This is a genomic window from Acidocella sp. MX-AZ02 (assembly GCF_000306035.1).
In the GTDB taxonomy this organism is placed as follows: Bacteria; Pseudomonadota; Alphaproteobacteria; order Acetobacterales; family Acetobacteraceae; genus Acidocella; species Acidocella facilis.
Map to the genome: position 1 here is coordinate 597,044 of NZ_JH976208.1, position 13,081 is coordinate 610,124.

General features: G+C 65.8%; 12 protein-coding genes. 8 read left to right on the top strand and 4 right to left on the bottom strand.

What is annotated here, in order from left to right; translation table 11 throughout:
- The 3 genes from MXAZACID_RS11105 to metF are packed head-to-tail and all read right to left on the bottom strand — an operon-like array spanning window position 1 to window position 3,975.
- Window positions 1-876, bottom strand: coding sequence for a 50S ribosomal protein L11 methyltransferase (locus MXAZACID_RS11105; protein WP_008494446.1), 876 nt, complete (start codon window positions 874-876; stop codon window positions 1-3).
- Window positions 869-3,040: an ATP-dependent helicase gene (locus MXAZACID_RS11110; RefSeq protein ID WP_008494447.1), complete on the bottom strand. Its 2,172-nt coding sequence runs from the start codon at window positions 3,038-3,040 to the stop codon at window positions 869-871. Before MXAZACID_RS11110 ends, MXAZACID_RS11105 begins: the two co-directional genes overlap by 8 nt.
- Window positions 3,037-3,975, bottom strand: a complete 939-nt coding sequence (gene metF / locus MXAZACID_RS11115; RefSeq protein WP_008494448.1) for a methylenetetrahydrofolate reductase [NAD(P)H] — start codon at window positions 3,973-3,975, stop codon at window positions 3,037-3,039. Before metF ends, MXAZACID_RS11110 begins: the two co-directional genes overlap by 4 nt.
- A 159-nt stretch (window positions 3,976-4,134) precedes the next feature.
- Here metF and MXAZACID_RS11120 point away from each other — a divergent pair, with 159 nt between their 5' ends.
- The gene (locus tag MXAZACID_RS11120; protein ID WP_008494449.1) at window positions 4,135-4,926 is read left to right on the top strand and encodes a VacJ family lipoprotein; all 792 of its coding nucleotides are present in this window, start codon (window positions 4,135-4,137) and stop codon (window positions 4,924-4,926) included.
- Between the two features lie 30 nt (window positions 4,927-4,956).
- The gene (locus tag MXAZACID_RS11125; protein WP_008494450.1) at window positions 4,957-5,577 is read left to right on the top strand and encodes a phospholipid-binding protein MlaC; all 621 of its coding nucleotides are present in this window, start codon (window positions 4,957-4,959) and stop codon (window positions 5,575-5,577) included.
- 42 nt (window positions 5,578-5,619) lie between these two features.
- Here the strand turns inward: MXAZACID_RS11125 and MXAZACID_RS11130 are convergent, their stop codons facing one another.
- Window positions 5,620-6,804 carry a DUF2125 domain-containing protein gene (locus tag MXAZACID_RS11130; protein ID WP_008494451.1) on the bottom strand — a complete coding sequence of 395 codons (1,185 nt, stop codon included), beginning with the start codon at window positions 6,802-6,804 and terminating at the stop codon, window positions 5,620-5,622.
- Between the two features lie 83 nt (window positions 6,805-6,887).
- On the opposite strand from MXAZACID_RS11130, the gene MXAZACID_RS11135 reads away from it, so the two are divergent.
- From MXAZACID_RS11135 to MXAZACID_RS11160, 6 genes are all read left to right on the top strand, one after another.
- Window positions 6,888-7,823 (top strand): bifunctional riboflavin kinase/FAD synthetase, encoded by a 936-nt coding sequence (locus MXAZACID_RS11135; RefSeq protein WP_008494453.1) that lies wholly within the window; start codon window positions 6,888-6,890, stop codon window positions 7,821-7,823.
- Window positions 7,824-7,941: 118 nt separating this feature from the next.
- Entirely contained in the window at window positions 7,942-10,695 is a 2,754-nt protein-coding gene (ileS, locus tag MXAZACID_RS11140) for an isoleucine--tRNA ligase (RefSeq protein ID WP_008494454.1), read from the top strand.
- Window positions 10,695-11,183, top strand: a complete 489-nt coding sequence (lspA, locus tag MXAZACID_RS11145; protein ID WP_008494455.1) for a signal peptidase II — start codon at window positions 10,695-10,697, stop codon at window positions 11,181-11,183. The genes ileS and lspA overlap by 1 nt, the downstream gene beginning before the upstream one ends.
- Before the next feature lie 10 nt (window positions 11,184-11,193).
- Window positions 11,194-11,754, top strand: a complete 561-nt coding sequence (locus tag MXAZACID_RS11150) for a DUF3035 domain-containing protein (RefSeq protein ID WP_008494456.1) — start codon at window positions 11,194-11,196, stop codon at window positions 11,752-11,754.
- A 114-nt stretch (window positions 11,755-11,868) separates the two neighbouring features.
- Window positions 11,869-12,231, top strand: a complete 363-nt coding sequence (gene copC, locus MXAZACID_RS11155) for a copper homeostasis periplasmic binding protein CopC (protein ID WP_008494457.1) — start codon at window positions 11,869-11,871, stop codon at window positions 12,229-12,231.
- A partial coding sequence (locus tag MXAZACID_RS11160) for a copper resistance D family protein (RefSeq protein ID WP_008494458.1) occupies window positions 12,231-13,081 on the top strand: 851 nt, incomplete at its 3' end. The genes copC and MXAZACID_RS11160, both read left to right, overlap by 1 nt.

Genomic DNA, 13,081 nt, shown 5'->3' on the forward strand with positions numbered 1-13,081 from the left:
TTATTTGCGCAGGGTCAGGATCGACCAGGCGCCATCGATGAGCTGGCGCTCCAGCCGCAGCCCGGCGCGGCGATGGCAGGAGAGCACCCAGTTCACCTGGGTATTGAGCAGCCCGGCCAGGATGGCGACTCCGCCCGGGGCCAGATGCGCGGCGAGCTGATGCGCCATGGCGCAAAGCGGCCGGGCCAGGATGTTGGCGAATACCAGATCGAACGGCGCGGCCTTGGTGATACGCGGGTCCTGCCAGCCATCGGCCTGGATGGCGCGGATCATGCCCTGCACCCCGTTCAGCTTGGCGTTTTCAGCGGCGACACGGGCGGCGCGGGGATCGATATCGGTGGCCAGCACGGGTTTGTGCAGCAGCTTGGCGGCGGCGATGGCGAGAATGCCCGAGCCGGTGCCGAGATCCAGAATCCGCCGCGGGTGGTGGTGCTTCACCAGGTCCGCGAGCGTGACGAGGCAGCCACGGGTGGAATTATGCTCGCCGGTGCCGAAGGCCAGACCGGCATCGAGCGTGATGGTGATCCGGCCGGGCAGCTTGGCATCCTGGATATGGGTGCCGCGAATGGCGAAGCGCTTGCCGATCAGTTGCTCCGGGAAGGCCTGCTGGGTGCGCGCCAGCCAGCCGCCGACCGGCACCAGACCGCGGGTGATCTCGGGCGAGACACCGGAGACCATTTCGGCGATCATCAGCGCGGCGGCGAGGTCGGCCTCATGTTCGCCGCGCTCCTTCACCCCTTGCAGGTCCCATTCATCGACATCTTCATCGTGGTAGAAGGAGACCGCGCGGCAGACGCTGGAGAGGGCGGCCTCGAACGTCTCCATCACCTCGGCCGGCACCCGCAGGCTGATGCAGTCCAGCAATTCCTCAGCCATCCTGGCGCTCCACGAAACGGTCCAGCACGCGTTTTTCTCCTGATGTCTCGAAATCGATATCCAGCCGGTCGTCATCGGCCGCGATCACCCGGCCATAGCCGAATTTCTGGTGAAATACCCGCGCGCCGACCGGGATTTTTTGCGCCCGGGCGGGCCTGGCCTGCACCTCCCAGGCATCCGGGCGGCGGGCCTGCAGGGGGAATTGCGTGGCGGGCAGGGCAGCGCGGGCGCCGGCGGGCTGGGCGGAGCCGGAACGGCGGATGACCTCTTCCGGCAGCTCCTCGATGAAGCGGCTGGGAATCGAGCTTTGCCAATTGGCATAGATGCGCCGGTTGGCGGCGTGCAGGATGATGGCGCGGTGTCTGGCCCGGGTGATGCCGACATAAGCCAGCCGCCGCTCCTCCTCCAGGCTCTTATTGCCGCCCTCATCGAGCGAGCGCTGGTTGGGGAACACGCCTTCCTCCCAGCCGGGGAGAAAGACATTGTCGAATTCCAGCCCCTTGGCGCCGTGCAGTGTCATCATCGAGACCTTGGCGCCGTCCTCCTGGGCTTCGGCTTCCGTCACCAGCGCGACATGCTCCAGAAATTCCTGCAGCGTGCCGAAATCCGCCAAAGCGCGGGAAAGCTCCTTGAGGTTTTCCAGCCGGCCCGGCGCGTCCGGGGCCTTGTCGGCCTTCCACATGGCGATGTAGCCGCTTTCTTCCAGCAGCGTGTCCAGCGCCACCACCGGGCCTTGCGCGGCGAGGATATCGCGCCATTGCGCGAACTGCTCCATCAGCCCGCGCAGCGTGGCGCCGAGCTTGCCGCGCAGCCCGTTCTCTTCGATCAGCTTCAGCGTCGCGTCATGCAGCGACAGCCCGTGCGTGCGCGCGGCTTCGTGCAGGTTGCGCAGCGCGCCATCGCCGACGCCGCGCTTCGGGGTATTGACGATGCGTTCGAAGGCCAGATCATCCGAAGGCTGGCCCAGCACCCGCAGATAGGCGATGGCGTCGCGGATTTCGGCGCGCTCATAAAAGCGAAGCCCGCCGACGATGCGGTAGGGGACGCCGAGGGTCAGCAGCCGTTCCTCGAAGGCGCGGGTCTGGAAGCCGGCACGGACCAGGATGGCGATTTCATTGAGGGATTCACCGGATCGCCACAGGCTCTCGATGCGGCTGCCCACGGTGCGGGCTTCCTCCTCGGAATCCCACAAGGAGATCACCTCAACCTTCTCGCCCTCGGCATTTTCCTTGCCGGAATGCAGGGTTTTGCCCAGCCGCCCCTCGTTATGGGCGATCAGGTGCGAGGCGGCGGCGAGGATGGGGGCGGTGGAGCGGTAATTGGATTCCAGCCGGATGATTTTCGCCCCCGGAAAATCCCGTTCAAATTTCAGGATGTTCTCGATCTCGGCACCGCGCCAGCTATAAATGCTCTGATCGTCATCACCGACACAGCAGATATTCTTGTGGCCCTGGGCGAGCAGCCGCAGCCAATAATATTGCACCAGATTAGTGTCCTGGTACTCATCCACCAGAATATAGCGGAAGGCGCGGTGATAATGCGCCAGCACTTCCGCGTCGGTCTTCAGCAGATGCACCATCAGCAGCAGCAGGTCGCCGAAATCCACGGCATTGAGCTGGCGCATCCGGGACTGGTAGGCGGCATAGAACTCGTCGGCGCGGCCATTGGCGTAGTCGGAGGCATCGGCCACCGGCACCTGGCCTGGCATATAGCCCTTGTCTTTCCAGCTCTGGATCTGCGCCATTAGCGAATTTGGCGGCCAGCGTTTGAAATCCACCTTCGCCGCGTCCAGGATTTGCTTGAGCAGGCGCAGCTGGTCGTCCGTGTCGAGAATGGAAAAGCTGTTGGTCAGGCCGACGCGATCGGCGAAGCGGCGCAGCATCCGGGCGCAGAGCGCGTGGAAGGTGCCGAGCCAGAGCCCTTCCACCGGCCCGCCCATGATCTTGGCGACGCGCTCGCGCATCTCCCGCGCCGCCTTGTTGGTGAAGGTGACGCTGAGAATCTGGTTGGGGAAGGCGCGGCGGCTGAGCAATATATGCGCGAAGCGGGTGGTGAGCACCCGGGTTTTGCCCGTGCCCGCCCCCGCCAGCACCAGCACCGGGCCCTCGGTGCTCTCCACCGCCTCGCGCTGGGCGGCGTTCAGCCCCTCCAGATAGGCGCTCAAGCCGCCGGGGCCTCCGGCTTCACGCCGAGGATGCGCGCGATGGCGTAGGTCAGGTCCGGCCGGTTCAGCGTGTAGAAATGAAACTCGTCGATGCCGTTGGCCTGCAGCAGGCGCACCTGCTCGGCGGCCATGGCGGCGGAGACCATGCGGCGGGTCTCGATGTCGTCGTCCAGACCGTCGAACATATCGGCCATCCAGGCGGGCACCGAGGTGCCGCAGGCCTCGGCGAAGCTCTTCGCCTGCTTGAAATTGGTCACCGGCAGAATGCCAGGGACGATCGGCGCCTTGATCCCGGCGGCCAGGGCCTTGTCCAGGAAGCGCAGGAAGATGGAATTGTCGAAGAATACCTGGGTGATGGCGCGGGTCGCCCCGGCATCGAGCTTGCGCTTGAGATTATCCAGATCCGCCTCGGGGCTGGCCGCCTGCGGGTGGGTTTCCGGATAGGCGGCGACCGAGATTTCGAAATCCGCGACTTTTTTCAGCCCTTCGACCAGATCCGCCGCGAAAGCGTAGCCGCCCGGATGCGGCGCGTAGGCGGCCCCACCCGGCATGTCCCCGCGCAGCGCGACGATATGCTTGACCCCGGCCTCCCAGTAACGCTGAGCGACCTCGTTCACCGCCTCTTTGGTGGCGCCTACACAGGTGAGATGGGCGGCGGGGGTGAGGTCGGTTTCCTTGACCAGGCGCAGCACCGTGGCATGGGTGCGCTCCTGGGTGGAGCCGCCGGCGCCGTAGGTCACGGAGACGAAATCCGGCCGCAGCCTGGCCAGACGCTCGATGCAGGACCAGAGCTGGGCCTCCAGCGCCTCGGTCTTGGGCGGGAAGAATTCGAAGGAGATGGCGGGCGGGGCGGCGCCGTCGCGCGCCGGCAGCGGGGCGATGCGCTCGCCTTGCGCCCAGCGTTCCAGAGTGTGTCGGACAGGGGAATGGGTCATGGTCATCGTTCCGTAGAGGGGGTTGCTGTTACCATGCAAGTGGCGCGCAAGCCACAGCTGGAGGGGAAGCGATGGCGCGGTGCTTGACCCTGCTGTAATCTGCCTCACATGTGAGGGTGCCGCCGTATTTGCGGCCCGCAGCCAGGAAAGAAGTTAAGGATGAAGACGTCTTTGAAACGCCGGCTTACGCAAGGGCTGGCCATCACCCTCCCGGGCCTGGTTCTGGCCGGGGCGCTCACCGGCTGCGCCACCCCGCCGCCGAAATCCGACACGGCCGATTATCAGGCCTATCAGCAGCTGAACGACCCGCTGGAGCCGACCAACCGCGTCTTCTTCAAGGTCAACAACAAGCTCGATACCTATGTGATGAAGCCGGTGGCCAAGGGCTATGTGGCGATCACCACCCAGGGTATCCGCAACCATGTGGGGGATTTCGCCAGCAATATCGGCGAGCCGGCGCGGATGCTGAATTTCATGGCCGAGGGCCACCCCACCGATGCCGGCAGCGCCATGGTGCGCTTCCTGGTCAACTCCACCATCGGCATTGGCGGTATTTTCGACCCGGCCAGCGCCATGGGCTACCCCGAGACCGATACGGATTTCGGCATCACCCTGGCGACCTGGGGCGTGCCGCCCGGCCCGTATCTCTACCTGCCCGCTTTCGGCCCCTCCGGCGTGCGCGATGCGATGAATTATCCGGTTTCCTGGTTCGCCACCCCGATGGAGGCCGCCCCGGTGAGCGGCGCCCTGACCGATTTCGGCTATTCCGAGACCGGTATCCATCTGATCAATACCCGCGCCGAATATCTGCAGCCGATCGACCAGATCAACGCCACCGCCCTGGACCCCTATGCCACATTCCGGAGCCTTTATCGCCAATCTCGTGCCTCAGAGCAGAAGCAGGTTGAGCAGCGCGACAAACGCACCTGGCCGAACTGGTACCACCAGTAAGCCTTATCATATCGAGGATTTCATAAACGCATGATGTTCCGTCGTTTCATTCTGGGGGCCGTGGCCTCCGCGCCGATGCTCGCCGCGATGGCGGGTGCCGCCCATGCCCAGGCGATGTCCCCGGACGCCGCCAAGAGCTTCATCACCCAGTCCGGCGACAAGCTGGTCGCCATCGTCGACGGGCCAGGTTCGCAGAGCCAGAAGGCGAGCCAGCTGCGCGATCTGGTCAACCAGATCGTCGATGTCGATCAGGTCGGCGATTATGTGCTGGGGCGCTATATCAATGTCGCCACCCCGGCGCAGAAGCAGCAATTCCAGAGCCTGTTTCACCAGCTGCTGAGCTATAACATCACTTACCAGATCAAGGCCTATCAGGGGGTGAGCTTCACCGTGAACAGCGCCGCCCCGCAGGGCAATAACGTGCTGGTGGACACCACCGTGACCGCGCCGGGCAAGGCGCCGGCGGATGTGGGCTGGGTGGTGCAGGATGAGAGCGGCCAGCCGAAGATCATCGATGTGATCGTCGCCGGGACCAGCCTGCGCATCACCACCCGCAATGATTATGCCGGGGTGATCACGGATAATGGCGGCCAGGTTTCGGCGCTGTTGAAGGCGATGCAGGGGCAGATCAACAAGATCGCCAACCAGTAACGGCGCCCGGTTTACGAAAAAGGGGCCTTTCGGCCCCTTTTTTTATGGCGACGCGGCGCCGGAGCCATCGCCCGGGGCGGTGGCCGGGGGCGGCGCGGGCGGCGGCGGGTTGAGCAGCTTGTCCCAATCCAGCGGCGGCATGTCCCCGGTGCGGGTGTCGTTGATGAACACGCCATCCTTGCCAAAACGCGTCTGCACCGCGAGCATCTGCCCATCCTGGGCGTTGCTGGAGATATAGGGCGAGAAGCGGGCCTGGGCCTGCGCCACCCAGCCTTGCAGGAAGGGGTAGGATTTGGTCAGCGCCGCGCTCAGCGCGTCCAGATGGTCGGCCTTCAGGCTGGAGGCGCCGGAGGGCTGGCCGTTCGCGTCGAAAACCGTATGGCCGGCGGCGTCCAGCTGGCTGGGGCCCAGCGCCAGATGCGCCTTGCCGGTGGCGCTGCCGCCCGCCATTGCCCATTGATGCAGCGCCTGCAGGATGAATTTATGCCGCGCCGTCTCATCCGGCAGCGCGGCCTCCTGGCGGGCCAGGCTTTGCCAGTCCAGCGGGCCGGAGAGCCGCACGGAGAGATCCAGCCCGGCCAGCTTGCCATCGAAGGGCAAATTGATCAGCCGGGCGAGGATCGGCGAGAGCGCGAAGCCGCGCATCTGGAGGGTCGCCGCCAGGGCCGTCTGGCCCTTGCCGGCGGTGGCGTCCAGCGCCTGGTGCAGCACCAGGCTGTCGATGCTGGCCACCTGCAGGCTGCCATTGCTGGCCAGCAGATTAATGCCGGCGAAACGCGCATCCCCGGCGCGCACCGGATTGTCGGTATGGCCGAGCCAGACGCCGGGATTCAGCCGCTCGGTCATCTGCGCCACGGCGAAGGTCAGCGCGCCCGAAGCGCGGGGGGTGGAGATGTCGAGGCTGTGCGGCACGTCGATATGCAGGATCAACGGGCGAAGCAGGTCGATATGCGCGCCGAAGCTGGCGGCGTGGAGCGAGAGCGGGCCGGCGCCGGGGGCGGGGGTTTCGCTCCAGCGCGGATTGACCAGGGTGACGCTGGCCACCAGCGGCGAGCGGCTGCTGGTCAGGCGGTCATAGCTGATTTGCACCGTGCCGCTGGCATTGATCTGGTCGATCTGCGCCGTCACCAGCTGTTTCAGCCGCATTTCCGCATAGAGCCACAGCCCCAGCCAAAGCAGCGCCAGCACGATGACCAGCCCGATCAGCCCCTTGAGTATCCGGCGCATGTGCGATCCTTCCCGCATTTGTTCGCGTCCATCTTCTGCAATACCCTTGACCCGCGGCCAAGGGTGGGGGCTTTAGCACGGGCATGAAGATTTATTCGGATTGGCGGACAGTGCCGGTGGCAGCGCGCGGGGCCAGCGTGGCGCTGGGCAATTTCGACGGTGTGCATATCGGCCATGCGGCGGTGCTCCGCGCCGCGCATGCCGCCCGGCCGGACGCGCCGCGCGCGGTGCTGACCTTCGAGCCGCATCCGCGCGAGTTCTTCCGCCCGCAGGATGCGCCATTCCGGCTGACCCTGGCGGCCGAGCGCGCGGCGGCTTTGCAGGCGCTGGGGGTGGACATCCTCTACCAGCTGCCGTTCGACGCGGAATTCTCCCATCTCACCGCCGAGGCCTTCGTGCAGGAGATATTGTTCAAGAGCATCGGCGCGGTGCATCTCTCCTGCGGCGCGGATTTCGCCTTTGGTCACCGGCGCGGCGGGGATGTGGCGTTTCTGGCGGACCGGGCGGAAAATCTCGGCATCGGCTTGTCCATCGTCCCGGCGGTGGCTGACGCGCAGGGGCCCATCTCCTCCAGCCGCATCCGCCGGCTGCTGCAGGATGGCTATCCTGAGCGCGCCGCAGCACTGCTGGGCCGGCCTTATTCCATTCGCGGCCCGGTGCTGCATGGTGATGCGCGCGGGCGCACCATCGGCTTTCCCACCGCCAATATCGAGCTGGGCCGGCATCTGGAGCCGCAGCGCGGGGTTTATGCCGTCACCACCCGCATCGGGGCCAAGCTGGTGAAGGGGGTGGCCAATCTCGGCCTGCGCCCCACCGTGGGCGGCACCCAGTCCCGGCTGGAGGCGCATTTCTTCGATTTCGAGGGCGATCTCTACGGCCAGGAGCTTTCGGTGCAGCTGCGCCATTTCATCCGCGATGAGCAAAAATTCCCCTCTTTCGACGCGCTGAAGGCGCAGATCGCCCGGGATGCGCGCGAAGCCCGGCACGCGCTTGACGCTCTGCCCGGCGCGGCCACATAAGATGCGCATGACCGGCCAAATCGCCCGAATTATATCGCCTGCCCGGGCCTGAAACGGGTTTTTCCGCGCAAAGCTGCTTCCGCCGAGTCATTCTTACGCCGCCAGGTGATCTTTTCCCATGACCGAACCGACCGATTATAAAGCCACCGTGTTCCTGCCGCGCACGGATTTCCCGATGCGCGGGGAGCTGCCCAAGCGCGAGCCGGAAATGCTCAAGCGCTGGGCGGAGATGCATCTCTGGACCAGGCTGCGCGAGGCAGCCCAGGGCAAGACCCCGTTCGTGCTGCATGACGGCCCGCCTTACGCCAATGGCAATCTGCATATCGGTCACGCGCTGAACAAGATTCACAAGGACGTCATCAACCGCGCCCAATCCATGGCCGGGCGGGATGTGGATTACATCCCCGGCTGGGACTGCCACGGCCTGCCGATCGAATGGAAGGTCGAGGAAAAATACCGCGCCAAGAAGCTGGATAAGGACCAGGTGCCGGTGCTGGAATTCCGCAAGGAATGCCGGGAGTACGCGGCGCATTGGCTGGATGTGCAGTCGGCCGAGTTCCAGCGCCTGGGCGTGATGGGCGATTGGGCGGCGCGCTACGCCACCATGGATTTCGCCTCCGAGGCGGCGATTGCCGGCGAGATCGGCAAATTCCTGCTCAATGGCGCGCTCTATCGCGGCCTGCGCCCGGTGATGTGGAGTCCGGTGGAAAAGACCGCTTTGGCGGAAGCCGAGGTCGAGTATCACGACAAGAAGGATACCGCGATTTATGTACGGTTCCCGGCGGCGGAGGCGGATCTGGCCGGTGTCGCCATCGTCATCTGGACGACCACGCCCTGGACCATCCCCGGCAATCGCGGTCTCGCTGCGGGACATGAGCTGGAATACGCGATCGTCACGGTGAAGGAGGTGGCGGAGGGCGGCCTGGCGGTGGCGGGCGAAAAGCTCATTGTCGGGGTCGAGCTGCTGGAGGGCTTCGCCAAGGAGGTCGGCATCACCGGCTTCGAGATCGGTGAGCGCTTCAAGGGCGCGGAGCTGGAGGGCAAGCGCTTCTACCACCCGCTGGCCAAGGCCGATCCGGGCTATGATTTCACCGTGCCGGTGATGCTGGGCGAGTTCGTCACCATGGAGGCGGGGACGGGCATCGTGCACATGGCGCCGGGCCATGGCGAGGATGATTTCCAGCTCTGCAAGGCCAATGGCATTTCCGTGCCGGATACGGTGGCCGATGACGGCACCTATTACCAGAATGTGCCGCTTTTCGCCGGGGTGCATGTGTACAAGGCGGCGGACCCGGTTTGCGCGGCGCTCACCCAGGCGGGCAATCTCGTGCATCGCAACGAGTTCATGCACTCCTACCCGCATAGCTGGCGCTCCAAGGCGCCGCTGATCTATCGCGCCACGGCGCAGTGGTTCATCGCCATGGATGGCGACGGCAAGATCCGCGAGAAAGCCCTGGACGCCATCGACGCGACCAAATTCGTGCCCGAGATCGGCCGCAACCGCATCCGCGCCATGGTGGAGAGCCGGCCGGATTGGTGCATCTCGCGCCAGCGCGCCTGGGGCGTGCCGATTGCCATTTTCGTCGATAAGCGCAGCCATGAGCCGCTGCGCGACGAGGCGGTGGTGAACCGGGTGGTGGAGATTTTCACGGCAGAAGGTGCCGATGCCTGGTATGCCCGCCCGGCGGCTGACTTCCTTGGGCCGGACTATGACCCGGACAATTACGAGCAGATTTTCGACGTCGTCGATGTCTGGTTCGAATCCGGTTCCACCCATGCTTTCGTGCTGGAAGCGCGGGGGATGAAATGGCCGGCGGATGTGTATCTGGAAGGCTCGGACCAGCATCGCGGCTGGTTCCAGTCCTCGCTGCTGGAGGCGGTGGGCACGCGCGGCGTGGCGCCGTTCAAGGCGATCGTCACCGATGGCTTCGTGCTCGATGAGCAGGGCCGGAAAATGTCGAAATCGCTCGGCAATGTCACCGCCCCGCAGGAGGTGAATGACAAATACGGCGCCGATATTCTGCGCCTCTGGGTGCTGAATTCGGACATCTCCGAGGATCTGCGCATCGGCCCGGAAATTTTGAAGCAGCAGGCGGAGCTGTATCGGCGGCTGCGCAACAGCTTGCGCTGGATTCTGGGTTCGCTGGACGGGTTCTCCGAGGCTGAGCGGGTGCCGGTGGCGGATTTCCCGGATCTGGAGAAATTCCTGCTGCACCGGCTTTCGGAGCTGTACGCGAAGCTGCAGGCGGCGGTGGAGGGGCATGACTGGACCGGCGTGTACCCTGCCATCCATCATTTCTGCGCCACCGATCTCTCCGCCTTCTATTTCGATATCCGCAAGGACAGCCTGTATTGCGACGCGCCCTCCGCGGCCACGCGCCGGGCCTGCCGCTCCTTCCTGGATATTCTGTTCCGCTGCCTGACCACCTGGCTGGCGCCGGCGCTGCCCTTCACCGCCGAGGAGGCCTGGATGGCGCGTTATGGCGCTGAGGCCTCCGTGCATCTGGAAGCCTTCGAGGAAGCGCCGGGCGCCTGGCGCAATGAGGCGCTGGCCGAGGGGTTCGCGCAGATCCGCGCGGTGCGCGGCGAGGTCACCGGGGCGATTGAGAAAATGCGCGCGGCCAAGGAGGTCGGCTCCTCGCTGCAGACGGTGGCGTTGCTGCCGACCCCGGCGAGCGCGCTGGGCAGCGAGGCCTTCTGGGCGGAAATCTGCATCACCTCCGGGGCGATGTTCGGCGATGAAGCCGGGGCCGCCGTGGCGCCGGGGCAGAAATGCGAGCGCTGCTGGAAAGTGCTGCCGGAAGTGGGCGCGAACCCTGCCCATCCCACGCTCTGCCAGCGCTGCTGCGAGGCGGTCGAGGCGCCGCGCTGATGCGGTTCCTCAGCGGGCTGATCGTCGCGATCCTGGTTTTTGCCGCCGATCAGGCGAGCAAATATGCGGTGCTGCATGTTTGGCATTTGCAGAACGGCCAGGTGCTCTCGCCGCTGCCGGTGCTGGACCTCGTGCTGGTCTGGAATCACGGCATCACGTTCGGGCTGTTCGCCGGGTTCAGCGCGAAGATTTTGCTGGCGGTGCTGGCCAGCCTGGTCGTCATCGCGCTGCTGGTCTGGATGGCGCGCACCACGGATTGGGTGGTGACCATCGCGGTCGGCGCCATCGCCGGCGGGGCGGTGGGCAATGTGCTGGACCGGCTGCGCTACGGCGCGGTGGTGGATTTCATCCATGTGCATATCGGCGCGCTGGCCTACCCTTGGGTGTTCAATGTCGGGGATTCGGCCATCGTCTGCGGGGTCATCGCGCTGATGATCGAGCAATTGCGCCGCAAGCCGCCTGTTGCGGCGGATCAGCGGGAAGGATAGGAAGACAGCCATGATCACACGCAGCGCCCTTGCCGTTCCGTCGACCATCCTGCTCGCTCTGGCGCTGGCCGGGTGCAGCGACAACATGAAGAAGAGCTTCGGGCTGGAAGCCAATCCGCCCGATGCCTATCAGGTCGGCACGCTGCCGCCGCTCTCGCTGCCGCCGGAGCTGGGCCAGCTGCAGACCCCGAATCCGGGCCAGCCGCCGACGCAGCAGGTGAATGCCGCCGAGCAGGGGGCGAACATCATCTCCGCCTCCAACGCGCTGCCCTCCGGGCCCCAGCAGATCTCGCCGGCCGGTGAAGCTTTCCTGAACCAGGCCGGGCCGACGCCGCAGGGCAATATCCGCGCCGAAGTGAACCAGAACGCCGCCGTCGCCAGCAAGTCGGGCAATTTCGTCGACAAGCTGATGGGCAGCAACCCGAACGCGCCGGCCGTGGTGAATGCCGATGCCGAGCAGCGCCGCCTGCAGGAAAACGCCGCCCTCGGCGAGCCCGCCACGAAAGGCAGCACCCCGCAGGAAAGCACCGCGCAGCCGGGGCTGTTCCAGCGCTTCCTGAACATGTTCTGATCGCGCCGTGGGAGGCGACGCCTCCCACGCATTTTTAAGTCGGGTTGGGACGCGAAGCTTCCCACGTGTGAGGCTTTGCTCTAGAGACGAGGTCATCTCGTCTCGGAGGATATCATGCGCCTGTCTCTGTTCGCCGCCGCCGCCAGCCTGATGCTGGCCGCCGCCCCGGCCGCTTTTGCCCATGCCCATCTGAAAGCCTCCACCCCCGCCGCCGGGGCCAAGGTGGCGCCCAGCACCTCCGCCTTGCTGCTGACCTTCACCGAAGCCGTGCAGCCGAAATTCTGCACCGTGACCGTGCTGGACAGCATGGGCATGCATGCCGAGCAAGGCGCGCCGCAAACCGTGCCGGGCCACCCGAACGAGCTGAGCGTGAAGCTGCATTTGCAGATGGCCGGCAAATATACCGTCGATTGGCACGCGCTCTCGGTCGATACCCATAAAACCCACGGCAAATTCAGCTTCACCGTCACCAATTGATGGATGACAGCGCCTGGCTGGTCCTGCGCGGGCTCTGCCGGGGGCTGCATCTGGCCGGGTATTTCGGGGCGTTCGGCACGGCTTTCTTCGCCGCCATGTTCGGGCCGTTGCCAGGGCTGAAACGCCTGGCCTGGGGCGGATTCGCCCTGGCGCTGGCCGGCGGGGCGGCCTGGTTCTGGCTGCAAACCGCCTATTTCGCCAGCGCCGACGCCCCCGCCAGCGTGTTTGCCGCTTTGCCGCTGGTGGCGGGCTATACACGCTTTGGCTGGCTTACCTTGGCACGGATGGGCGCGCTGCTGCTGGCCATGCTCTGCGCCCAGGCCGGGCGCTGGCGGGTCGCCGCCCTGCTGGCCGGGCTGGGCGTGCTGGCGCAATCCTGGCTCGGCCATGGCGCCGCCATGGGTGGTCCCGAAGGCAATGCCCTGCTCGCCTTCTCGCTGCTGCATATCGGCGCCGCCGCCTGCTGGCTCGGCACCCTGCCGGCATTGGCGCTGGCGGTTGCCCGCTCAGATACCCCGCAAGCCCTGGCACAAGCCTATTCCCGCCTCGGCCTCATCTGCGTCGCCCTCATCTTGGCCAGCGCCTTCCTGCAATATTGGCTGCTGATCGGTCTTCTCAGCGCCTTTCTCACCACCGGCTACGGCGCCGCCGCCCTGCTCAAAACCGTCCTCTTCGCAGCCCTGCTGGCCCTGGCCGCCCGCAACCGCTTCCGCCTCACCCCAACCCTGCCCGCCAGCCGCAAAGCCCTGCGCCGCGCCATCGCCTGGGAAATCGCCCTCGGCCTCATCCTCCTCGCCGCCGCCGGCGTGCTGATGCAACTGCCACCGCCAGCGATGGCGGGTATGGAGAT